General features: G+C 65.6%; 22 protein-coding genes and 2 tRNA genes. 10 read left to right on the top strand and 14 right to left on the bottom strand.

Annotated elements, in window-relative coordinates:
- Nucleotides 1–7: 7 nt before the first annotated feature.
- The 3 genes from cgtA to rplU all read right to left on the bottom strand — a co-directional run bounded on the left by cgtA (nucleotide 8) and on the right by rplU (nucleotide 1737).
- Complete coding sequence (gene cgtA, locus CAP38_RS14200; RefSeq protein WP_086122084.1) at nucleotides 8–1078, bottom strand: Obg family GTPase CgtA; 1071 nt, start codon at nucleotides 1076–1078, stop codon at nucleotides 8–10.
- A gap of 77 nt (nucleotides 1079–1155) precedes the next feature.
- Nucleotides 1156–1413, bottom strand: coding sequence for a 50S ribosomal protein L27 (gene rpmA / locus CAP38_RS14195; protein ID WP_086122083.1), 258 nt, complete (start codon nucleotides 1411–1413; stop codon nucleotides 1156–1158).
- A gap of 12 nt (nucleotides 1414–1425) precedes the next feature.
- Nucleotides 1426–1737: a 50S ribosomal protein L21 gene (gene rplU / locus CAP38_RS14190; RefSeq protein WP_086122082.1), complete on the bottom strand. Its 312-nt coding sequence runs from the start codon at nucleotides 1735–1737 to the stop codon at nucleotides 1426–1428.
- 247 nt (nucleotides 1738–1984) lie between these two features.
- On the opposite strand from rplU, the gene CAP38_RS14185 reads away from it, so the two are divergent.
- The 8 genes from CAP38_RS14185 (at nucleotide 1985) to CAP38_RS14150 (ending at nucleotide 8697) form a co-directional block, all read left to right on the top strand.
- Complete coding sequence (locus CAP38_RS14185) at nucleotides 1985–2968, top strand: polyprenyl synthetase family protein (RefSeq protein WP_256924465.1); 984 nt, start codon at nucleotides 1985–1987, stop codon at nucleotides 2966–2968.
- 53 nt (nucleotides 2969–3021) lie between these two features.
- Nucleotides 3022–3098: transfer RNA gene (locus CAP38_RS14180), tRNA-Pro, on the top strand.
- Between the two features lie 145 nt (nucleotides 3099–3243).
- Complete coding sequence (gene pilB / locus CAP38_RS14175; RefSeq protein ID WP_086122080.1) at nucleotides 3244–4974, top strand: type IV-A pilus assembly ATPase PilB; 1731 nt, start codon at nucleotides 3244–3246, stop codon at nucleotides 4972–4974.
- A 40-nt stretch (nucleotides 4975–5014) separates the two neighbouring features.
- Nucleotides 5015–6232 (top strand): type II secretion system F family protein, encoded by a 1218-nt coding sequence (locus CAP38_RS14170; RefSeq protein WP_086122079.1) that lies wholly within the window; start codon nucleotides 5015–5017, stop codon nucleotides 6230–6232.
- Nucleotides 6232–7089, top strand: a complete 858-nt coding sequence (locus CAP38_RS14165) for an A24 family peptidase (protein WP_086122078.1) — start codon at nucleotides 6232–6234, stop codon at nucleotides 7087–7089. The genes CAP38_RS14170 and CAP38_RS14165 overlap by 1 nt, the downstream gene beginning before the upstream one ends.
- Before the next feature lie 4 nt (nucleotides 7090–7093).
- Entirely contained in the window at nucleotides 7094–7684 is a 591-nt protein-coding gene (gene coaE, locus CAP38_RS14160; RefSeq protein ID WP_086122077.1) for a dephospho-CoA kinase, read from the top strand.
- A gap of 42 nt (nucleotides 7685–7726) precedes the next feature.
- Nucleotides 7727–8482, top strand: coding sequence for a cell division protein ZapD (zapD, locus tag CAP38_RS14155; RefSeq protein WP_086122076.1), 756 nt, complete (start codon nucleotides 7727–7729; stop codon nucleotides 8480–8482).
- A complete protein-coding gene (locus CAP38_RS14150) occupies nucleotides 8479–8697 on the top strand; it encodes a DNA gyrase inhibitor YacG (RefSeq protein WP_086122075.1) in 219 nt (72 codons plus the stop codon). The genes zapD and CAP38_RS14150 overlap by 4 nt, the downstream gene beginning before the upstream one ends.
- Here the strand turns inward: CAP38_RS14150 and CAP38_RS14145 are convergent.
- The 5 genes from CAP38_RS14145 to CAP38_RS14125 form a co-directional block, all read right to left on the bottom strand.
- The gene (locus CAP38_RS14145; protein WP_086122074.1) at nucleotides 8683–9144 is read right to left on the bottom strand and encodes an NUDIX domain-containing protein; all 462 of its coding nucleotides are present in this window, start codon (nucleotides 9142–9144) and stop codon (nucleotides 8683–8685) included. The genes CAP38_RS14150 and CAP38_RS14145 overlap by 15 nt on opposite strands.
- Nucleotides 9144–10022, bottom strand: a complete 879-nt coding sequence (locus CAP38_RS14140) for an ATP-binding protein (RefSeq protein WP_086122073.1) — start codon at nucleotides 10020–10022, stop codon at nucleotides 9144–9146. Before CAP38_RS14140 ends, CAP38_RS14145 begins: the two co-directional genes overlap by 1 nt.
- Before the next feature lie 10 nt (nucleotides 10023–10032).
- Complete coding sequence (argJ, locus tag CAP38_RS14135; protein ID WP_086122072.1) at nucleotides 10033–11280, bottom strand: bifunctional glutamate N-acetyltransferase/amino-acid acetyltransferase ArgJ; 1248 nt, start codon at nucleotides 11278–11280, stop codon at nucleotides 10033–10035.
- A 29-nt stretch (nucleotides 11281–11309) separates the two neighbouring features.
- A complete protein-coding gene (gene secA / locus CAP38_RS14130) occupies nucleotides 11310–14054 on the bottom strand; it encodes a preprotein translocase subunit SecA (RefSeq protein ID WP_086122071.1) in 2745 nt (914 codons plus the stop codon).
- Nucleotides 14055–14221: 167 nt separating this feature from the next.
- The gene (locus CAP38_RS14125) at nucleotides 14222–15169 is read right to left on the bottom strand and encodes a M23 family metallopeptidase (RefSeq protein ID WP_179188560.1); all 948 of its coding nucleotides are present in this window, start codon (nucleotides 15167–15169) and stop codon (nucleotides 14222–14224) included.
- Between the two features lie 46 nt (nucleotides 15170–15215).
- Between CAP38_RS14125 and CAP38_RS14120 the strand changes: the two genes are divergently transcribed.
- Nucleotides 15216–15533, top strand: a complete 318-nt coding sequence (locus CAP38_RS14120) for a DciA family protein (RefSeq protein ID WP_179188559.1) — start codon at nucleotides 15216–15218, stop codon at nucleotides 15531–15533.
- A gap of 4 nt (nucleotides 15534–15537) precedes the next feature.
- Here CAP38_RS14120 and CAP38_RS14115 read toward each other — a convergent pair.
- The 6 genes from CAP38_RS14115 to petA all read right to left on the bottom strand — a co-directional run bounded on the left by CAP38_RS14115 (nucleotide 15538) and on the right by petA (nucleotide 19736).
- Nucleotides 15538–15613: transfer RNA gene (locus CAP38_RS14115), tRNA-Thr, on the bottom strand.
- A gap of 31 nt (nucleotides 15614–15644) precedes the next feature.
- Nucleotides 15645–16142, bottom strand: coding sequence for a ClpXP protease specificity-enhancing factor (locus CAP38_RS14110; protein ID WP_086122068.1), 498 nt, complete (start codon nucleotides 16140–16142; stop codon nucleotides 15645–15647).
- Between the two features lie 11 nt (nucleotides 16143–16153).
- Nucleotides 16154–16765, bottom strand: a complete 612-nt coding sequence (locus CAP38_RS14105) for a glutathione S-transferase N-terminal domain-containing protein (RefSeq protein WP_086122067.1) — start codon at nucleotides 16763–16765, stop codon at nucleotides 16154–16156.
- 119 nt (nucleotides 16766–16884) lie between these two features.
- Nucleotides 16885–17640 (bottom strand): cytochrome c1, encoded by a 756-nt coding sequence (locus tag CAP38_RS14100; protein WP_086122066.1) that lies wholly within the window; start codon nucleotides 17638–17640, stop codon nucleotides 16885–16887.
- Nucleotides 17641–17670: 30 nt separating this feature from the next.
- Complete coding sequence (locus tag CAP38_RS14095; RefSeq protein ID WP_086122065.1) at nucleotides 17671–19071, bottom strand: cytochrome bc complex cytochrome b subunit; 1401 nt, start codon at nucleotides 19069–19071, stop codon at nucleotides 17671–17673.
- 47 nt (nucleotides 19072–19118) lie between these two features.
- Nucleotides 19119–19736 (bottom strand): ubiquinol-cytochrome c reductase iron-sulfur subunit, encoded by a 618-nt coding sequence (gene petA / locus CAP38_RS14090; RefSeq protein ID WP_086122064.1) that lies wholly within the window; start codon nucleotides 19734–19736, stop codon nucleotides 19119–19121.
- Nucleotides 19737–19935: 199 nt separating this feature from the next.
- On the opposite strand from petA, the gene mscL reads away from it, so the two are divergent.
- On the top strand, nucleotides 19936–20364 hold the full coding sequence (gene mscL / locus CAP38_RS14085) for a large conductance mechanosensitive channel protein MscL (RefSeq protein WP_086122063.1): 429 nt from the start codon (nucleotides 19936–19938) through the stop codon (nucleotides 20362–20364).
- Nucleotides 20365–20372 lie beyond the last annotated feature (8 nt).

The following is a 20372-nucleotide window of genomic DNA, read 5'->3' as shown; positions in this document are numbered from 1 at the left end:
GACTGGATCAGGCGCTCTCGGCGCCCGTCTGAAAACGCGGATCGACGGCCACCGGCTGCGCCGCCTGGTGGACCTGTGCAATGTGCTCGTAGACCTTCTGCACCAGACGCTCGGTGCCCTCACGGGTCAGCGCCGAGATTTCGAACACCGGCCCCTTGTACCGCAGGCGCCGAACGATGTCCTTGATGCGCGACTCGCGCTCTTCCACCGGCACCATGTCCAGCTTGTTGAGCACCAGCCACCTCGGCTTGGCGTGCAGCGCGGGGTCGAACTTCTTGAGCTCGCCCACGATGGCCTTGGCCTGCGCCACCGGATCGACCGACTCGTCGAAGGGCGCCGCATCCACCAGATGCAGCAACAGGCGGGTGCGCTGCAGGTGACGCAGGAACTGGTGTCCCAGACCTGCACCCTCGGATGCCCCCTCGATCAGCCCGGGAACGTCGGCCACCACGAAGCTCTTCTCCGGACCCACCCGCACCACCCCCAGGTTGGGGTACAGCGTGGTGAACGGGTAATCGGCAATCTTGGGCCGGGCATTGGAAATGGCGGCAATCAGGGTGGACTTGCCGGCGTTCGGCATGCCCAGCAGCCCCACGTCGGCCAGGACCTTGAGCTCGAGCCGCAGTGTGCGCCGCTCGCCCGGCCAGCCCGGGGTCTTCTGCCGCGGCGCCCGGTTGGTCGAGCTCTTGTAGTGCATGTTGCCGAATCCGCCGTCCCCGCCCTTGGCCAGCATGACCAGCTCGCCGGGCTTGAGCAGTTCGTGCAGCACCTCGCCGGTCTCGTCGTCGGCCACGATGGTGCCCACCGGCATCTTGAGGATGATGTCGTCGCCCTTGACGCCGAACATGTCGGAACCCTTGCCATGTTCCCCCCGCTGCGCCTCGAAGCGGCGGGTGTACCGGAAGTCGACCAGCGTGTTCAGACTGGCATCGGCCAGGGCGTAGACATGCCCGCCGCGCCCGCCGTCGCCGCCGTCAGGCCCGCCGAACTCCTTGTACTTCTCGTGCCGGAACGACGCGCAGCCGTTGCCGCCATCCCCCGCAGCAACATCGATCGTGGCTTCGTCCACAAACTTCATGGCAGATCCCTGTCAGGAAACCGGCACCCCAACAAAAAAGCCCGCACGCGCGGGCCTTTCGGGGGAACACCGGCGGATTAAACCGGCGTGATGCTCACCGTGTGGCGGTTCAGCGCGCCTTTGGTGGCGAACTGGACGTGGCCGTCGACGGTAGCAAAGAGGGTGTGGTCCTTGCCCACGCCGACATTGGTGCCGGGGTGGAACTTGGTACCGCGCTGGCGCACGATGATCGAACCGGCGGAAACGAGTTCACCGCCGAAGGCCTTCACACCGAGCATCTTGGGCTTGGAATCGCGCCCGTTTCGCGTGGAGCCGCCGCCTTTTTTCTGTGCCATGTTGCTCTCTCCTTAGGCCGAGATCGATGCGATTTCGAGCTCGGTGAAATTCTGACGGTGGCCTTGACGCTTCTGGTAGTGCTTGCGACGGCGCATCTTGAAGATGCGAACCTTGTCGTGACGACCGTGCGACACCACTTTGACCGTGACCGTTGCGCCGGAAACCAAGGGAGTGCCCACTTTGATCTCGCTGCCGTTGCCGACTGCCAGAACCTGGTCGAACACGATCTCTTGGCCCACTTCCGCAGCAATCTGTTCTACTTTAATTTTTTCGCCGGCAGCAACGCGATACTGCTTGCCACCGGTTTTTATGACCGCGTACATATGAACCTCTTGAAATGAGCCCGGGTGATCTGGGGCAGCATCCTGGCCGTTGCCAGCACGTCGCACGGTGAACACCACAGGAACGCTCGGCAGACCCAATTCCGCCGAACCCGCGATTCTACCCTGACCCTGCACGGGTGACAAGACAAGGCCGGGCGGCCGGGCGCCACGCCCCCCGGTTTCTATAATTTCGAGGAGTTTGCAGCCGCCTGCGGCAAGCCTCTCCCCAACGACCCTGGCCACCATCTTGACCTCACCGAACGCATCCACCGCCTCCCCGCTGGCGCTGATCCAGCACGACATGGAGCGGGTCGACCGCGTGATCTCGGAGCGCCTCACCTCCGACGTCCCGCTGGTCAAGGAAGTCGCGCAATACATCATCTCTGCCGGTGGCAAGCGCCTGCGTCCGGCACTGCTGCTGCTGGTGAGCGGCGCATTGGGCAGCCAGCACCCGCATCGCCACACGCTGGCGGCCGTGGTCGAGTTCATCCACACAGCGACCCTGCTGCATGACGACGTGGTCGATGAATCCACCCTGCGACGTGGCCGATCGACCGCCAACCACGAGTTCGGGAACGCCGCCAGCGTGCTGGTGGGTGACTTCCTGTACTCGCGCGCCTTCCAGATGATGGTGGATGTCGACAACATGCGGGTGATGCAGGTGTTGTCGGAGGCCACTAACGTCATCGCGGAAGGCGAGGTGCTGCAGCTCATGAACATGCACGACGCGACGATCGACGAAGAGACCTATCTGCGCGTCATCCGCTCCAAGACGGCCAAACTGTTCGAGGCCAGTGCCCGACTCGCCCCCATCCTGGCGGGCTCCTCCCCCGAAATCGAGGAAGGTTGCGCACGCTACGGGCAGGCGCTGGGCACCGCGTTCCAGGTCATCGACGACGTGCTCGACTACGAGGGCGACCCGGCAGAACTCGGCAAGAACCTGGGTGACGACCTGCGCGAGGGCAAGGTCACGCTCCCGATCATCTGTGCTTTGCAGATGGCCGCAGACGCCGATCAGGCGCTGATCCGCGAAGCCATAGAGACCGGCAACACGAACCGCCTGGACGACATCGTGGGCATCATCCGCCGCACCGGCGCCCTGGAGCGGGCCCGGGACAGCGCTTCCCAGGAGGCTCGACGGGCCATGCAAGCGGCCCGTTGCCTGCCGGCCAATGACCACACTGAAGCTTTGCTACAATTAGCGGCTGGACTTCTGGAGCGACGCTCCTGAACGATCCACGGTGGCACCCGCTGGCGGTGTCACCCGTTGCCGTCAGGTGACATCGGGGTGTAGCTTAGCCTGGTAGAGCGCTACGTTCGGGACGTAGAGGCCGGAGGTTCGAATCCTCTCACCCCGACCAGATTCCCTCCTGGTCCCTTCCGTCGGGCAGCCGCTGCAGACCGCTTGCCGATCGGCGATGCCGTCTGGTCTTCGACGTCGTCTTTTTGCCCACAAATCACCTCAGAGTGTTCGGGCAAGTCGTTGATTTACGTTAGATTACGCTGATGGCGTCGGTCGATTCCCTCCCCACTGACACCCCCTCGATGGCGCTGCCGGGTCTGGGGCGTGCCCTTGTTTCCGCAGGAAAGCTGGGACAGAAAGCTGCGGAAGACCTCTACCGCAAGGCCCAGAGTTCGCGCACGAGCTTCATTGCCGAGCTGACCGGGTCGGGCGCCGTGTCGCCGTACGACCTCGCGCACACCATGTCGACCGCGTTCGCGGCCCCCCTGCTCGACCTGGATGCCATCGACGTCAACCGTCTGCCCACCGAGCTGCTCGACCCCAAGATCTGCGCCGACTACCGGATCGTGGTCCTGAGCAAGCGCAACAACCGCCTCATCGTCGCCACCGCAGATCCCGCGGACCAGCAGGCCGCCGAGAAGATCAAGTTTGCGACCCAGATGGGCGTGGACTGGGTGATCGCCGAGTACGACAAGCTCAGCAAGCTGGTCGATGTTCGCACCACATCGGCGAACGAGGCCATGGAAAACATCGTCGGGGACGTCGAGTTCGACGACCTGGCAGCCGAGAGCGCCGTGACCGACACGGCCGAGAAGGCCACCGAGGTCGACGACGCCCCGGTGGTCAAGTTCCTGCACAAGATGCTCATCGATGCGTTCAACATGCGCGCATCCGATCTGCACTTCGAACCCTACGAACACCAGTACCGGGTCCGCTTCCGCATCGACGGCGAACTGCGCGAGATCGCATCGCCACCCGTGGCCATCAAGGACAAGCTGGCGTCGCGCATCAAGGTGATCTCTCGGATGGACATTTCCGAGAAACGGGTGCCGCAGGACGGCCGCATGAAGCTCAAGATCGGGCCGGACCGGGTGATCGACTTCCGGGTCAGCACCCTGCCCACGCTGTTCGGCGAGAAGATCGTGATCCGTATCCTGGACCCGAGCAGCGCCAAGCTCGGCATCGATGCCCTGGGCTACGAGCCGGAAGAAAAGGAGCGGCTGCTCAACGCCATCAGCCGCCCCTACGGCATGGTGCTGGTCACCGGCCCCACCGGCTCCGGCAAGACGGTGTCGCTCTACACCTGCCTGAACATCCTGAACAAGCCCGGGGTGAACATCTCGACGGCCGAAGATCCGTCCGAGATCAACCTGCCGGGCGTGAACCAGGTCAACATGAACGAGAAGGCAGGCCTGACCTTTGCAGTCGCGCTCAAGGCCTTCCTGCGCCAGGATCCGGACGTGATCATGGTGGGCGAGATCCGGGATCTGGAGACGGCCGACATCTCGATCAAGGCGGCCCAGACGGGCCACCTGGTGCTGTCGACCCTGCACACCAACGATGCACCGACGACGCTCACGCGGATGATGAACATGGGGATACCCACGTTCAATATCGCCTCCAGCGTCATCCTGATCACGGCCCAGCGTCTTGCACGGCGGCTGTGCGCCACCTGCAAGGCGCCGCTGGATGTGCCTCGCAAGGCGCTGCTGGAAGCCGGCTACAAGCCCGAGGAACTCGATGGCACCTGGACGCCCTACAAGCCGGTGGGCTGCTCGGCCTGCAACAACGGCTACAAGGGTCGGGTCGGCATCTACCAGGTGATGCCCATCAGCGAGGAAATACAGCGCATCATCCTGCGCGGCGGCAGTGCGCTGGACATCGCGCAGCAGGCGAGCAAGGAAGGCGTGCGCAGCCTGCGGGAATCCGGACTGCTCAAGGTCAAGCTGGGCCTGACCTCGCTGGAAGAGGTCCTCAGCGTGACCAACGAGTGACGACGGCAGCGATCACGACGACATCAGCAGAGAGGCACCCATGGCTACCGCGGCAACCAAGAGCGTTAAGGACTTCGTGTTCGAATGGGAAGGCAAGGATCGCAACGGCCGGCCGATGCGCGGGGAAATCCGCGCGGTCGGCGAGAACCAGGTGCTGGCCACGCTGCGGCGGCAGGGCATCATTCCCGGCAAGGTGAAGAAGCGCCGGATGAGTTCCGGCAAGCGGATCAAGCCGAAGGACATCGCCATCTTCACCCGCCAGCTGGCTACCATGATGAAGGCCGGCGTGCCCTTGCTGCAGGCCTTCGACATCGTCGGCCGGGGCAATGCCAACCCCAGCGTCACCAAGCTGCTCAACGAGATCCGCGCCGACGTGGAAACCGGCACCTCGCTGAGCGCGGCTTTCCGCAAGCACCCGCTCTACTTCGACAACCTCTACTGCAACCTGATCGAGGCGGGTGAAGCCGCCGGTATCCTTGAAGAGCTGCTCGACCGGCTGGCCGAGTACATGGAGAAGACCGAGGCCATCAAGTCCAAGATCAAGTCGGCCCTGATGTACCCGACCGCGGTGATCATCGTGGCGTTTGTCGTGGTGGCGGTGATCATGATCTTCGTGATCCCGTCGTTCAAGCAGGTGTTCACCTCGTTCGGGGCCGACCTGCCCGCTCCCACCCTGTTCGTCATCGGCATGAGCGAGTTCTTCGTGCAGTGGTGGTGGCTCATCTTCGGCGGCATCGGCGGCGGCCTGTACTTCTTCTTCCAGGCTTGGCGCCGCAACGAGAAGGTGCAGCAGTTCATGGACCGGATGCTGCTGAAGATGCCCATCTTCGGCGAGCTGGTGGAAAAGTCAGTCATCGCGCGCTGGACGCGCACGCTCTCCACCATGTTCGCTGCCGGCGTGCCGCTGGTGGAGGCGCTCGATTCCGTGGGTGGTGCGTCGGGCAACTCGGTGTACGCGATCGCCACCGAAAAGATCCAGCAGGAGGTTTCCACCGGCACCAGCCTGACGGTGGCCATGTCCAACGCCAACATCTTTCCTTCGATGGTGCTGCAGATGTGTGCCATCGGCGAGGAATCCGGCTCGATCGACCACATGCTGGGCAAGGCCGCCGATTTCTATGAGGCCGAAGTCGACGACATGGTGGCCGGTCTCTCCAGCCTGATGGAGCCGATCATCATCGTGGTGCTGGGCACCATCATCGGCGGCATCGTGGTCTCGATGTACCTGCCGATCTTCAAGCTGGGCCAGGTGGTCTGATGCCCCTGGACGCAACGCTGGCCCCGGTGGTGCTGGGGCTGCTGGGCTTGCTGGTGGGCAGCTTTCTGAATGTGGTGATCCATCGCCTGCCGAAGATGATGGAGCGCCAGTGGGCGCGTGAATGCGCCGAACTGAATGCACCGGAAGGGGCAGAGGCGCCGGCCGAGCCGCTGGAGCGCTACAACCTGATGGTGCCGCGATCGGCCTGCCCGCACTGCGGCCACGCCATCCGCTGGTTCGAGAACATCCCGGTGCTCAGCTACGCGGTGCTGCGGGGGCGCTGCAGCGCCTGCAAGGCGCCGATCAGCCTCCGCTATCCCGCCGTCGAACTGTTCACCGGCCTGTTGTTTGCGTGGTGCGGCTGGCAATGGGGCGCTTCGGTGCAGGCCCTGCTGTGGTGCGGCTTTGCGGCGGCCATCGTCGCTCTGGCCGCCATCGACTGGGACACCACCCTGTTGCCCGACGACATCACCCTCCCCCTGCTGTGGGCGGGTCTGTGCGCCTCGGCGCTTGCCTGGACCGGCGTGCCGCTGCGCGACGCCGTCTGGGGGGCGGTGGGCGGTTATCTGTCCCTGTGGCTGGTGTACTGGGCCTTCAAGCTGCTGACCGGCAAGGAAGGCATGGGTTACGGAGACTTCAAGCTGTTTGCCGCGCTGGGCGCGTGGTTCGGGTGGCAGGCGCTGGTACCCATCATCCTGATGTCGTCGGTGATCGGTGCGGTCGTGGGCATCGGCATCAAGCTGGTCGGCCAGTTGCGCGACGGCGGCTATGTGCCCTTCGGCCCGTTTCTGGCGTTGGCGGGCCTGACCGCCATGGTGTTCGGGCCCGGCGCCATCCTCTCCGTCCTGGGCTTGTGAAGCCATGCTGCGGCTGGGCCTGACCGGCGGCATCGGCAGCGGCAAGAGCACGCTGGCCCGTCTGCTGGCCGAGCGGGGCGCCGATGTGATCGATGCCGATGCCTTGTCCCGCGCCACCACGGCCGCCGGCGGATCGGCGATACCGGCCATCCGCGAGCGGATGGGCGCCGACATGATCGGCCCCGACGGCGCACTCGACCGCGACCGGGTGCGTGCCCGCGTGTTCGCCGACCCGGCGGCCCGGCAGGTGCTGGAGTCCATCATCCACCCTCTGGTGGGCGAGGCCATGGCACGGCAGCTGGCCGCCTGTGCCTCGGCCTGTGTGGTGTTCGACATCCCCCTGCTGGCCGAATCGCCCCGGTGGCCGGCCCGGCTCGACCGGGTGCTGGTGGTGGACTGCAGCGAGGCCACACAGACACGCCGGGTGCTCGCCCGCAGCGGCTGGACGCCCGAGACCACGGCCTCGGTGATCCGCCAGCAGGCTTCGCGGGAACAACGGCGGTCGGTGGCCGATCTGGTGGTGTTCAACGACGTCGATGACCTGAGCCGCCTGGCCAGCGTGGCCGACGATCTGGCCCATCGGTTCGGGCTATGATGAACCCCGTAGGGCATCCATCACCCACACGCCGGCGCACCCGTGATCCTGTACGAATACCCTTTCAACGAACGCATCCGGACCTACCTGCGCCTGGAGCACCTGTTCCGGCGGCTGGCCGAGCTGATCCCCCGCCAGCACCCGCTGGATCATCACTTCGCGATCCAGACCATCTTCGAGGTGATGGACGTCGCCTCCCGGGCCGACATGAAGTCGGACGTGCTCAAGGACCTGGAGCGGCACAAGCAGGTGTTCAACGGCTACCGTGGCAACCCGGCCATTTCGGAAGCGGCACTGGACGCGGTGATCGGTCAGATCGATGACTGCTTCGGGCGCCTGAGCCAGCTCTCCGGCAAGACGGGCCAGTCCCTCACCGAGAACGACTGGCTCATGGGCATCCGCAGCCGCATCGGCATTCCGGGCGGCACCTGCGAGTTCGACCTGCCCTCCTACTACCACTGGCAGCACCATGAACCGGCCCGTCGTCAGGCGGATCTGTCCGGCTGGGCGCAATCCCTGGCTCCGCTGGCGGAATCCATCGGCCTGCTGCTCAAGCTGCTGCGCGATTCCGGCGGATCACAGAAGGTAGTGGCGCCGGGCGGCCAGTTCCAGCAGAACCTGCCCCAGGGCAGGACCTTCCAGCTGCTGCGGCTGAGCGTCGATGCGGTCAGCGGCCTGGTGCCGGAAATCAGTGGCAACCGCCTGATGTTCTCGGTCCGCCTGATGCGGCTGGGCGAGGACGGCCGACTCCACCCGGCCGGCGAGGACGCGAACTTCGAACTGGCCCTCTGCGCATGACGGCTCACGGTTTCGATGGTCAGGGCGAAGGGCGGCGGGTGCGATGCCCGTCGTGCGGCGGTGAGAGCCTGTATGCCCCGTCGAATCCGTTCCGCCCGTTCTGCAGCGAACGCTGCCGTCAGGTGGACTTCGGCGCCTGGGCCAGCGAACGTTTTGCGCTGCCCGGCACGGGAGAGCCGGACGGACCCGACGGCCCCGCTTCACGCGAGCACTGATCCGCCTTGTTCCTGGGCCAGCCAGGCCAGCACCGGCACCGTGCCGGGCAGTACCGGGCTGCACTGGACCGGCAGCCGTTCCCAGCAGAAGTCCTGGCCTTCGCGCATGGTGAGGGCACCCGTCCAGTCGAAGACCTTGCAGAAATGCAGCCGCACCAGGGCGTGCGGGTAGTCCACCAGCTGCTCGCGCCAGGGCTGGGCGGAACCGATGGTCACGCCGATCTCTTCCTGCAGCTCCCGACGCAGCGCCTGCTCCACCGTCTCGCCCGGTTCCAGCTTGCCGCCGGGGAATTCCCAGTGCCCGGCGTACACCTTGCCGGGTGGGCGGGAGGTGAGCAGAAAACGTCCATCCGGGGCGATGAGCACACCCACCGCCACATCCACGACAGGCCGGTCGACCGCACGGCCGGGGTCGCCATCCACCACCAGCACGTCGGACGGCTGCATCAGGCCGGCGTGCCGTGCGAGCCGGCGTAATCGCGGGCGAACTGGTAGGCCACACGGCCGCTGCGCGAGCCCCGCTCGAGCGCCCAGACCAGTGCCTGAGGACGTGCCGCCTCGATGGCCGGCGCCGCCACACCGAAAGAAGCCAGCCACTGTCCCACGATGGCCAGGTATTCGTCCTGGCTGAACGGATAGAAGCTGACCCACAGTCCGAAGCGCTCGGACAGGGAGATCTTTTCCTCGACCGCTTCACCCGGGTGAACCTCGCCATCGGCGGTATGGGTGTAGCTGAGGTTGTCCTTCATGTACTCCGGCAGCAGGTGACGCCGGTTGCTGGTGGCGTAGATCAGCACATTGGGGCTGGCGGCAGACACCGAACCGTCCAGGATGGACTTGAGGGCCTTGTAGCCGGCCTCTCCGTCTTCGAAGCTCAGGTCGTCGCAGTAGATGATGAACTTCTCGGGACGGTGGGCCACCACGTCGACGATGTCGGGCAGGTCGGTCAGATCGGCCTTGTCCACCTCGATCAGGCGCAGCCCCTGGTCCGACAGGGCATTGAGACAGGCCTTCACCAGCGAGGACTTGCCGGTGCCGCGGGCACCGGTGAGCAGCACATTGTTGGCCGGGAGTCCCTGCACGAAGTGCCGGGTGTTCTGCAGGATCTTGTCCTTCTGGCCGTCGATCTCCTGCAGGTCCTCCAGGCGGATGGTGGCCACCTGCCGCACCGGCTCCAGGGAGCCATGCCCGCTGCTGCGCTTGCGGTAGCGGAACGCCACCGATGCCGACCAGTCGGGCTCGCCCAGGGGCTGCGGCAACACCGACTCGATGCGGGCCATGAGCTGTTCGGCCCGCTCCAGCAGGCGTTCAAAAGAGGCGTTCATCGGCAGGGGCTCAGGAGCGGTAGTCGGCGTTGATGGTCACGTAGTCGTGGCTGAAATCGCAGGTCCAGACCGTCTCGGTGGCCTGGCCACGACCCAGTCCCACACGCACCAGGATCTCGGCGGCCTTCATCACACGCTGGCCGTCTTCCTCCCGGTAGTCCGGGTTGCGCCCCCCCTGGCGCACCACATGCACATCGCCCAGATGCAGGTCGATGCCGCCGACCTCCAGGTCGTCGATGCCGGCATAGCCCACCGCCGCCAGGATGCGGCCCAGGTTGGGGTCGCTGGCGAAGAAGGCGGTCTTGACCAGCGGCGAATGGGCGATGGCATACGCGGCCTTGAGGCATTCCTCCCGGTCGCGGCCACCCTCCACGGTGACGGTGATGAACTTGGTGGCCCCCTCGCCGTCGCGCACGATGGCATGGGCCAGCCGCTGCGCCAGCGGGGTGAGCGCAGCCAGCAGGGCCTGTCCGGCAGGACCGTCGAGATCGGTCACCGGCGCGTTGCCGGCACGGCCGGTGGCCATGACCACGAAGGAATCGTTGGTGCTGGTGTCGCCATCGACCGTCACGCGGTTGAAGGAGCGATCGGCCAGCCGCCGCGCGAGATCGTTCATCAGATCCGGCGCCACGGCCGCGTCGGTGGCCAGGAAGCCCAGCATGGTGGCCATGTTGGGGCGGATCATGCCGGCCCCCTTGGCAATGCCGGTGGCCCGAGCGGCGTGCCCGTCCAGATGGAACTGCACGCTGGCGGCCTTGGGCAGGGTGTCGGTGGTCATGATGCCCTCGGCCGCCGACAACCACTGGGCGCCGCTGTCGTCCTGGGTGACGGCCGCGTCGGCCAGGGCGGCGGGCAGGCCGGCCAGCAGGCGGTCCATGGGCAGCGGCTCCATGATCACGCCGGTCGAGAACGGCAGCACCTGCTCGTGCGCCACCTGCAGGCTGCGGGCCAGTGCGGTGCAGGTCTGGCGGGCATGGGTCAGACCCGGCTCGCCGGTGCCGGCATTGGCGTTGCCGGTGTTGATGACCAGCGCCCGCACGCCCTGCCCCGCCGCCAGATGCTCGCGGCACACCTGCACCGGCGCGGCTGCGTATCGGTTGCGGGTGAACACCGCCCCCACGGCACAGCCTTCATCCAGCAGGAAGACGGTGAGGTCCTTGCGATGGGCCTTGCGGATGCCGGCCTGGGCGACACCGATGCGCACACCGGGCACCGGCAGCAGATCGGCAACGCTCGGGGCAGACAGGAGAACGGGCATGGGGCCTCCGGAGGTGGTTCAGGGCCGGCTCAATCGAGCTTGCCGTGGCAGTGCTTGTACTTCTTGCCGCTGCCGCAGGGGCAGGGGTCGTTGCGGCCCACACGCGGCACGGCGGCCACCTGGGTGGCCGGGTCGGTGGTGGTCTCGACCTCACCGGTCTCGGTGGGCGCGGTGTAGGTCACGTTGCTGATGGCCTCGGCCTTCTCCTCCAGCTGCTCGGCGGCCTGGGAGATCTGTTCGGCCGACTGCACCCGCACGTTCATGAGCACACGGGTGACCTCGTTCTTGACGCTGTCGAGCAGCTGCGCGAACAGCTGGAAAGCCTCGCGCTTGTACTCCTGCTTGGGCTGCTTCTGGGCGTAGCCCCGCAGGTGGATGCCCTGGCGCAGGTAGTCCAGGGCCGAGAGGTGGTCTCGCCACTGGCTGTCGATGGTCTGCAGCAGCACGACGCGCTCGAAGGAGGTGAAGCTGTCCTCGCCCACGAGCGCCACCTTGGCCCCGAAGGTCTCGGCTGCGGCCGCCACCACGCGGGTGACGATCTCTTCGGCGTCCATCGCCTCGGCGTCGGACACCCAGGTGGTGACCGGGACATCGATGGCCCACTCTTCCTTGAGCGTCTTCTCCAGACCCTGCAGGTCCCATTGTTCCTCGACGCTGCCTTCGGGCACGTACTGGTGCACCACGTCGGTGATGGCGCCCTCTCGCAGCGAGTCGATCTGGGCCCGCAGCGAGGTCGCGTCCAGGATGTCGTTGCGCTGCTGGTAGATGACCTTGCGCTGGTCGTTGGCCACATCGTCGTACTCGAGCAGCTGCTTGCGGATGTCGAAGTTGCGGGCCTCGACCTTGCGCTGCGCACCCTCGATGCTGCGGGTGACGATGCCGGCCTCGATGGCTTCGCCCTCGGGCATCTTCAGGCGGTCCATGATGGCGCGCACCCGGTCCCCGGCGAAGATGCGCATCAGGGAATCGTCCAGGCTCAGGTAGAAGCGCGAGGAACCCGGATCACCCTGCCGGCCCGAACGGCCGCGCAGCTGGTTGTCGATGCGGCGCGACTCGTGGCGCTCGGTGGCGATGATGCGAAGACCGCCCAGGGCCTTGACCTTCTCGTGGTCGGCCTGCCACTGCTCGCGCATCTGCTGCATGCGGGCCGCGCGGGTGGCCTCGTCCAGCGAGTCATCGTTCTCGATGCTGGCCAGCATCTTCTCCAGATTGCCGCCCAGCACGATGTCGGTTCCACGGCCCGCCATGTTGGTGGCGATCGTGATGGCGCCGGGCCGTCCGGCCTGGATGATGATGTCGGCCTCGCGGGCATGCTGCTTGGCGTTGAGCACCTCGTGGGGCAGGCCGGCCTTCTGCAGCAGCTGAGAGATGATTTCCGAGTTTTCGATCGACGAAGTGCCCACCAGCACCGGCTGGCCGCGCTCGTGGCATTCCCGGATGTCCTCGATGGCGGCGGCGTACTTCTCCGGCGTGGTCTTGTAGACCCGGTCGAGCTGGTCCTCGCGCTTGCTGGGACGGTTGGGCGGGATCACCACCGTCTCCAGGCCATAGATTTCCTGGAACTCGTAGGCCTCGGTGTCGGCCGTGCCGGTCATGCCGGCGAGCTTGCCGTACAGACGGAAGTAGTTCTGGAAGGTGATGGAGGCCAGCGTCTGGTTCTCGGGCTGGATGGCCACACCTTCCTTGGCTTCCACCGCCTGGTGCAGACCATCGCTCCAGCGACGACCCGACATGAGGCGACCGGTGAACTCGTCGACGATGACGATCTCGCCGTTCTGGTTCACATAGTGCTGGTCGCGGTGGTAGAGGTGGTGCGCCCGCAGCGAGGTGACGAGGTGGTGCAGCAGCGAGATGTTGGCCGGGTCGTACAGCGACGCACCTTCGGCCAGCAGACCGGCCGCCGACAGCAGCTGCTCGGCCTTTTCATGGCCCTGCTCGGTCATGTGGATGGTGTGCGCCTTCTCGTCGACGGTGAAGTCGCCGGGCTTGATCACGCCCTCGCCGGTGCGCACGTCGGCCTCGCCTTCCTGGCGCACCAGCTGGGGCACCAGACGGTTGATGGCCAGGTACATGGGCGTCTGGTCTTCGGCCTGGCCGCTGATGATCAGCGGGGTGCGCGCTTCGTCGATCAGGATGGAGTCCACCTCGTCGACGATGGCGTAGTTCAGGCCGCGCTGCACCCGGTCGGCCACCTCGTACACCATGTTGTCGCGCAGGTAGTCGAAGCCATATTCGTTGTTGGTGCCGTAGGTGATGTCGGCACGGTAGGCGGCCTGCTTCTCGTCGCGCGGTGCCTGCGGCAGGTTGATGCCGACGGTCAGTCCGAGGAAGTTGTAGAGCCGGCCCATCCACTGGGCGTCGCGGCTGGCCAGGTAATCGTTCACCGTCACCACGTGCACGCCCTTGCCGGTCAGGGCGTTTAGGTAGACCGGCAGCGTGGCGGTCAGTGTCTTGCCTTCGCCGGTGCGCATCTCGGCCACCTTGCCCTGGTGCAGGGCCATGCCGCCGATCAGCTGCACATCGAAGTGGCGCATCTTCATGACGCGCTTGCTCGCCTCGCGCACCACGGCAAAGGCTTCCGGCAGCAGCGCATCCAGGGCCTCGCCCTGCGCCAGGCGCTGGCGGAATTCGTCGGTCTTGGCCTTCAGGGCCCCGTCGTCGAGCTTTTCAAATTGAGGTTCCAGCGCGTTGATGCGCTCCACAGTCTTGCGGTACTGCTTGAGCAGTCGGTCGTTTCGGCTGCCGAAGAGTTTGGTGAGGAAGTTGGTGGCCATACATGCGGGCCCGCCCGCATGCTGCTTGCATGCCGACCAGGCTGGGAATTCAAGGACATGCGTCCGGCTAGGACGCGCTGGGGAGGGTCAAAACACCCCGGATTCCGGTGGTGGCGCAGCCTGACGGGACAAAGCTGACATTCTATCCACCGGACCCTGAAGCGCCGTCAGTGGCGATGGGGCGGGGCCTGCGCGCGGACGTTGGCCACCGTCGGGTTGGAAGCCAGGAATCGGGCCGGGTTCTGGGGCACGCCGGACACCAGCACTTCAAAGTGCAGGTGCGGGCCGGTGGAGCGGCCGGTGTTGCCGACCTCGGCGATCAGATCGCCGCGCTTGACGATGTCGCCCTTCTTGACCAGCACCCGGGATGCATGCGCATAGCGGGTGGCGATGTTGTTGCCATGGTCGATCTCGACCATGTTGCCGTAGGCGGGGTGGTATTCCTGCGCCTGCACCACGCCGCCGGCAGCCGCCACGATGGGGGTGCCCACCTCGGCCGGGAAGTCCACACCGGTGTGCATGGCCTGCTGGCCGGTGAAGGGGTCGATGCGCAGGCCGAAGCGCGAACCGAGCTCCACGTCCTTGACCGGCAGTTCGGTCGGGATGAGGGAACGCTGGATGGTCTGGTCGAACAGCCGCGACTCGATCACCGTGAGCCAGTCCACCCGCTCGGTGGCCGAGCGGTCCAGCTGGTCCATGGCCTGACCGAGTTCGCCCAGGTCCAGCGGGCGGGGCCCGACGAGCACGCCTCCGGACCCGGGCGTGCTGCGGACCTCGGCGGGGTTCAGACCGGCCAGGCCCGCCACCCGCTCCCCGAGCGAGTCGATCTGCATCATGCGGGCCTGCATTTCGCCGAGGCGGCGGGCCATGGCGTCGATGTTGGCGCGCAGGTGGGCGTCCTGCAAGGCGGCCTGATCGCGCTGCACCAGACGGGCCACCGAAGCGAAACCGGGCCACCCCTGCCGGATGCCTTCGAGGAAGATCCAGTGGTAGGCCGCCACCGAGCCCAGCATCAGCATCAACGAGGCGAGGAATGCAGCGGCCAGCAGCTTCCAGCCGTTGAGGTGCAGGGCCTGGGTTCGGGCCAGCCATGCGTCCGTGATAATGATGTGCACGCTGCTTCCTTTCACTCGGGTCGCACTCGGGTTCCCCGCCACGACCATGCCATCGCCCTTCCGCTCGCCCCATGTCTTCAGCCTCGAGGAGGCCGCTGGCGCCGCTCCGACACTGGCGGCCCTGCAGGAGCGGATCCGCCAGTCCGACTGGTGTCTTCAGCAGATCCGGCCGCTCATGCCCGCCGCCCTGCGTCCGCACGTGGTGGCCGGCCCGCTGGAGGACACCGACTGGTGCCTGCTGGTCCGCAGCACCGCTGCGTCGACCAAGCTGCGCCAGCTGCTGCCACGCTTTCTGGAACGTCTGACCGAACAGGGCGCCCCGATCCGAACGATTCGGCTCAAGGTCCAGTCCCCGGTCCGGTGAAGACTGGTGCCGCTTGTCCGACTCGAACGGACGACCTATCGCTTACAAGGCGATTGCTCTACCAACTGAGCTAAAGCGGCCGGAACCACCGAAAGCCGACCATTTTACGGCTCACTTCACTCGCTTGAGCTGAGGGCGTCCTGCGGGCCGATCAGGCCCTGGCGTATCCGGTCCGGACGGCGCGTCGGCCGATGCCGGAGCGGAAGATGCCACCACCCCGGCCGCCTCTGCCGGGGCGGACGGCACCGACGGCACCGACGACACTGCGGCCGGAACCGGTGCCGGGGGCGGGGCCGGGAACGCCATGCCCTGGCCATTTTCACGGGCGTAGATGGCGATCACGTGGGACACCGGGATGATGATCTCCCGCGCGACGCCGCCGAATCGGGCCTTGAACTCGATGTAGTCGTTGCCCAGGCGCAAGCCGCTGGTGGCGTCCATGCTCACGTCAAGAACGATCTCGCCGTTCTTGACGAACTCCATGGGCACCTGGACCGATGCGTCCACCTGGACAGCGATGTACGGCGAAAAGCCGTTGTCCGCACACCATTCGTGCAGCGCGCGGATCAGGTAGGGCCGGGTGGACGAGACGGGCGCTTCGCTGCTCATGGCGGGGCCGCTTACTTGCGCATGACCTTTTCGGACGGGGTCAGCGCCTCGATGTAGGCAGGGCGCGAGAAGATGCGTTCGGCGTACTTCAGCAGCGGGGCGGCGTTCTTGCTCAGCTCGATGCCATAAAAGTCCAGGCGCCACAGCAGCGGAGCGATGGCCACGTCCAGCATGGAGAAGTTGTCGCCCAGCATGAACTTGTTCTTCATGAACACCGGGGCCAGCTGCGTCAGCCGATCACGGATGTGGGCACGGGCCTTCTCCAGGGCCTTCTCGTTGCCCTTGCTGGTGCGGGATTCGAGCGTGGACACATGGGTGAACAGTTCCTTCTCGAAGTTGAGCAGGAACAGGCGCACGCGAGCGCGGTCCACCGGATCACCGGGCATGAGCTGCGGATGAGGGAAACGTTCGTCGATGTACTCGTTGATGATGTTCGACTCGTACAGGATCAGGTCGCGCTCGACCAGGATGGGCACCTGACCGTACGGGTTCATCACGCTGATGTCTTCGGGCTTGTTGTAGAGGTCCACATCGCGGATCTCGAAGTCCATGCCCTTTTCAAACAGGACGAAACGGCAGCGATGCGAATAGGGGCAGGTGGTACCCGAATACAAGACCATCATGGGGGAGGCTCCTCAAAGCAAAAAACAGTGGCCTGCCGACGTGCCCTTCAGGCACCGCAAACCACTGTGGTCAGGACCTCCGTCACCCTGCTCGCGCGGGTCGGAGGTCAGCGGGGTGATTACTTGATGTCTTTCCAGAAGACGGCATTCAGGCGCCAGGCGACCACGGTGAATGCGGCCAGGAAGATCATCACCCAGACGCCGATGCGGACCCGGCTGTTCTGCGCCGGCTCGGACATCCACTGCAGATAGGCCACCAGGTCACCCACCGCCTGGTCGTATTCGGCCGGGGTCATGGTGCCGGGCTTGGTCTGCGTCCAGCCCTTGAGGACCTGGACTTCCTGACCGTGGCTCATCACCTTCTCGTAGACCGGGGCCTGCTCGCCCTGCAGCTGCCACAACGGGTTGGGCATGCCGATGTTCGGGTAAGCCTTGTTGTTCCAGCCGGTGGGCTTGGTCTCGTCACGGTAGTAGGTGCGCAGCAGGGTGTAGATGTAATCCGAACCCGGGCCGGCACGGCTGGAACGCGAGCGCGCCACCAGGGTGAGGTCGGGGGGCACCTTGCCGAACCAGGCCTTGGCATCGGCCGGGTTGATGTTGGCCTTCATGGTGTCACCGATCTTGTCGGTGGTGAAGGTCAGGTTCTCCGCGATCTGCTTGTCGTTCAGGCCGATGTCGCGCAGGCGGTTGTAGCGCATGAAGGCCGCCGAGTGGCAGTTCAGGCAGTAGTTGACGAACAGCTTGGCGCCGTTCTGCAGGGCCGCCATGTCGTTGGTGCGCTTGGGCGCCTGGTCGTACGGGATGGACGGGCCCGCAGCCAGCGCTGCACCCGACAGTCCGAGCGACAGCATGAGGCCCAGAATGATTTTTTTCATGGGAATGACTCTCCGAAAGGCTCTGGGCGTTCAGTGGGGCTGGAAGGTGACACGGCTGGGCACCGGCTTGAACTCGCCCAGACGGCTCCACCACGGCATCAGCAGGAAGAAGCCGAAGTAGAACAGGGTGCCCACCTGCGACACGCGCTCGCCGATCGGCGACGGCGGCAGCACGCCCAGGTAACCCAGGATCAGGAAGTTCACCACGAACACGAAGTACAGCCACTTGTTCCAGCTCGGACGGTAGCGGATCGACTTGACCGGGCTGTTGTCGAGCCAGGGCAGGAAGAACAGGATGATCACGGCACCACCCATCACCACGACGCCCCAGAACTTGGCATCGATCGACAGCATGGCCGCGCTCAAGGCCACGGCGCCCACCACGATGCCACCCTTCAGGGCCGAGGCGATCTTGGCCTTGAGCACACCCAGCACCGCACCCAGCACCACGCAGGCCACCAGCACGTACATCATCTCGGCGGTGATGGCGCGCAGCATGGAGTAGAACGGCGTGAAGTACCAGACCGGAGCAATGTGCAGCGGGGTGGTGAGCGGGTCGGCCGGAATGAAGTTGTTGTATTCCAGGAAGTAACCGCCGAACTCGGGGGCGAAGAACACCACGGCCGAGAAGATCATCAGGAACACCGACACGCCCAGGATGTCGTGCACGGTGTAGTAGGGGTGGAACGGGATGCCGTCGACCGGCTTGCCGGTGGCGTCCTTGTTGGCCTTGATCTCCACGCCGTCGGGGTTGTTGGAACCCACTTCGTGCAGGGCGATGATGTGCGCCACCACCAGGCCCAGCAGGACCAGCGGCACGGCGATCACGTGGAAGCTGAAGAAGCGGTTCAGGGTGGCGTCACCGACCACGAAGTCGCCACGGATCAGCAGGGCCAGATCAGGACCGATGAAGGGGATGGCTGCAAACAGGTTCACGATCACCTGGGCGCCCCAGTAGGACATCTGGCCCCAGGGCAGCAGGTAACCCATGAAGGCTTCGGCCATCAGGCACAGGAAGATCGCGCAGCCGAACACCCAGACCAGCTCGCGCGGCTTGCGGTAGCTGCCGTAGATGAGGCCCCGGAACATGTGCAGGTACACCACCACGAAGAAGGCGGAGGCACCGGTGGAGTGCATGTAGCGGATCAGCCAGCCCCAGGGCACATCGCGCATGATGTACTCGACGGAGGCGAAGGCCAGGTTGGCATCCGGCTTGTAGTGCATCACCAGGAAGATGCCGGTGACGATCTGGATCACCAGCACGAGCAGCGCCAGCGACCCGAAGAAGTACCAGAAGTTGAAGTTCTTGGGCGCGTAGTACTCGGCGAGGTGCTCGTTGTAGAGCTTGGACAGCGGGAACCGGTTGTCGATCCAGTTCAATGCCTTCTCGCCCACCGGGGCGTCAGGGGAAATTTCTTTGAATTGAGCCATGGGATGCCTCTGGATTCAGGAGACTGTGCAGGATGGCAGTGGCCCGGTCAGGCCGTCTTCTCTTCACCGACAAGCAGCACGGTGTCCGACACGAAGTGGTGCGGCGGCACCTCCAGGTTGTCGGGAGCAGGCTTGTTCTTGAACACGCGACCGGCCACGTCGAAGGTCGAGCCGTGGCAGGCACACAGGAAACCGCCCTTCCAGTTGTCCGGCAGCGAGGGCTGCGGACCCGGGGTGAGCTTGTCGCCAGGCGAGCAGCCCAGGTGGGTGCAGATGCCCACGGTCACCAGGAACTCGGGCTTGATCGAGCGGTGACGGTTCTTGGCGTATTCCGGGGTGGGCACGGCCGTACGGTCGGAGTTGGGGTCGGCCAGCTCGGGCTCGACCGCCTCCAGCGAGGCCAGCTGTTCGGGGGTGCGGCGCATGATCCACACCGGCTTGCCCCGCCACTCCACCACGATCTTCTCGCCCGGGGCGATGCCGGACACATCGACCTCGACCGCTGCGCCGGCGGCCTTGGCCCGCTCGGACGGCTGGAAGGTGCTCACGAAGGGAACAGCGACGGCGGCCGCACCCACGCCACCCATGGCGCAGGAGGTGATCAGCCAGGTACGGCGGCTGCTATCCACGGTGCCGGAGCCTTTGTTGGCAGTAGCTTCACTCATGGGATTCTTTCTGGGATCGGACGGGGACATTGGGGACAACCCGGCATTGTACTGGACGCCCGCTGGCGCCCCGCCTTGTCAGGGCGGCTTGGTAAGGTACCGAGGCGACAGCGCCAGAGGGAACACCCCGAAGCGGACAGCCGGGCCGACCGGTCAGAATGAATCAGTACATTTGAGGTTTCATCGAGGAGGAAAAACCATGGGAATGCTGCAGGAATTCAAGGAATTTGCGGTCAAGGGCAACGTGATCGACCTGGCGGTCGGCGTCATCATCGGCGGGGCGTTCGGCAAGATCGTCACCTCCATGGTGGAGGACGTCATCATGCCGCTGGTGGGCGCGATCTTCGGCAAGCTCGATTTCAGCAACCTGTTCATCCCGCTGGCCCAGGTGCCCGAAGGCACGGCCCGCACGCTGGCGGCCATGAAGGCGGCCGGGGTGCCGGTGTTTGCCTACGGCAGCTTCATCACCGTGGCGATCAACTTCACCATCATGGCCTTCATCATCTTCATGATGGTCAAGCAGATCAACCGGCTCAAGCGCGAGGCCCCCGCGGCCCCGCCGGCCGAGCCGGTCACCCCGGAAGACATCGCCCTGCTGCGCGAGATCCGCGACAGCCTGCGCAAGTAAGCCAGGCA

The organism is Hydrogenophaga sp. IBVHS2 (genome assembly GCF_002127215.1).
Classification (GTDB): domain Bacteria; phylum Pseudomonadota; class Gammaproteobacteria; order Burkholderiales; family Burkholderiaceae_C; genus Hydrogenophaga.
This window is presented reverse-complemented; position numbering and strand designations above follow the sequence as displayed.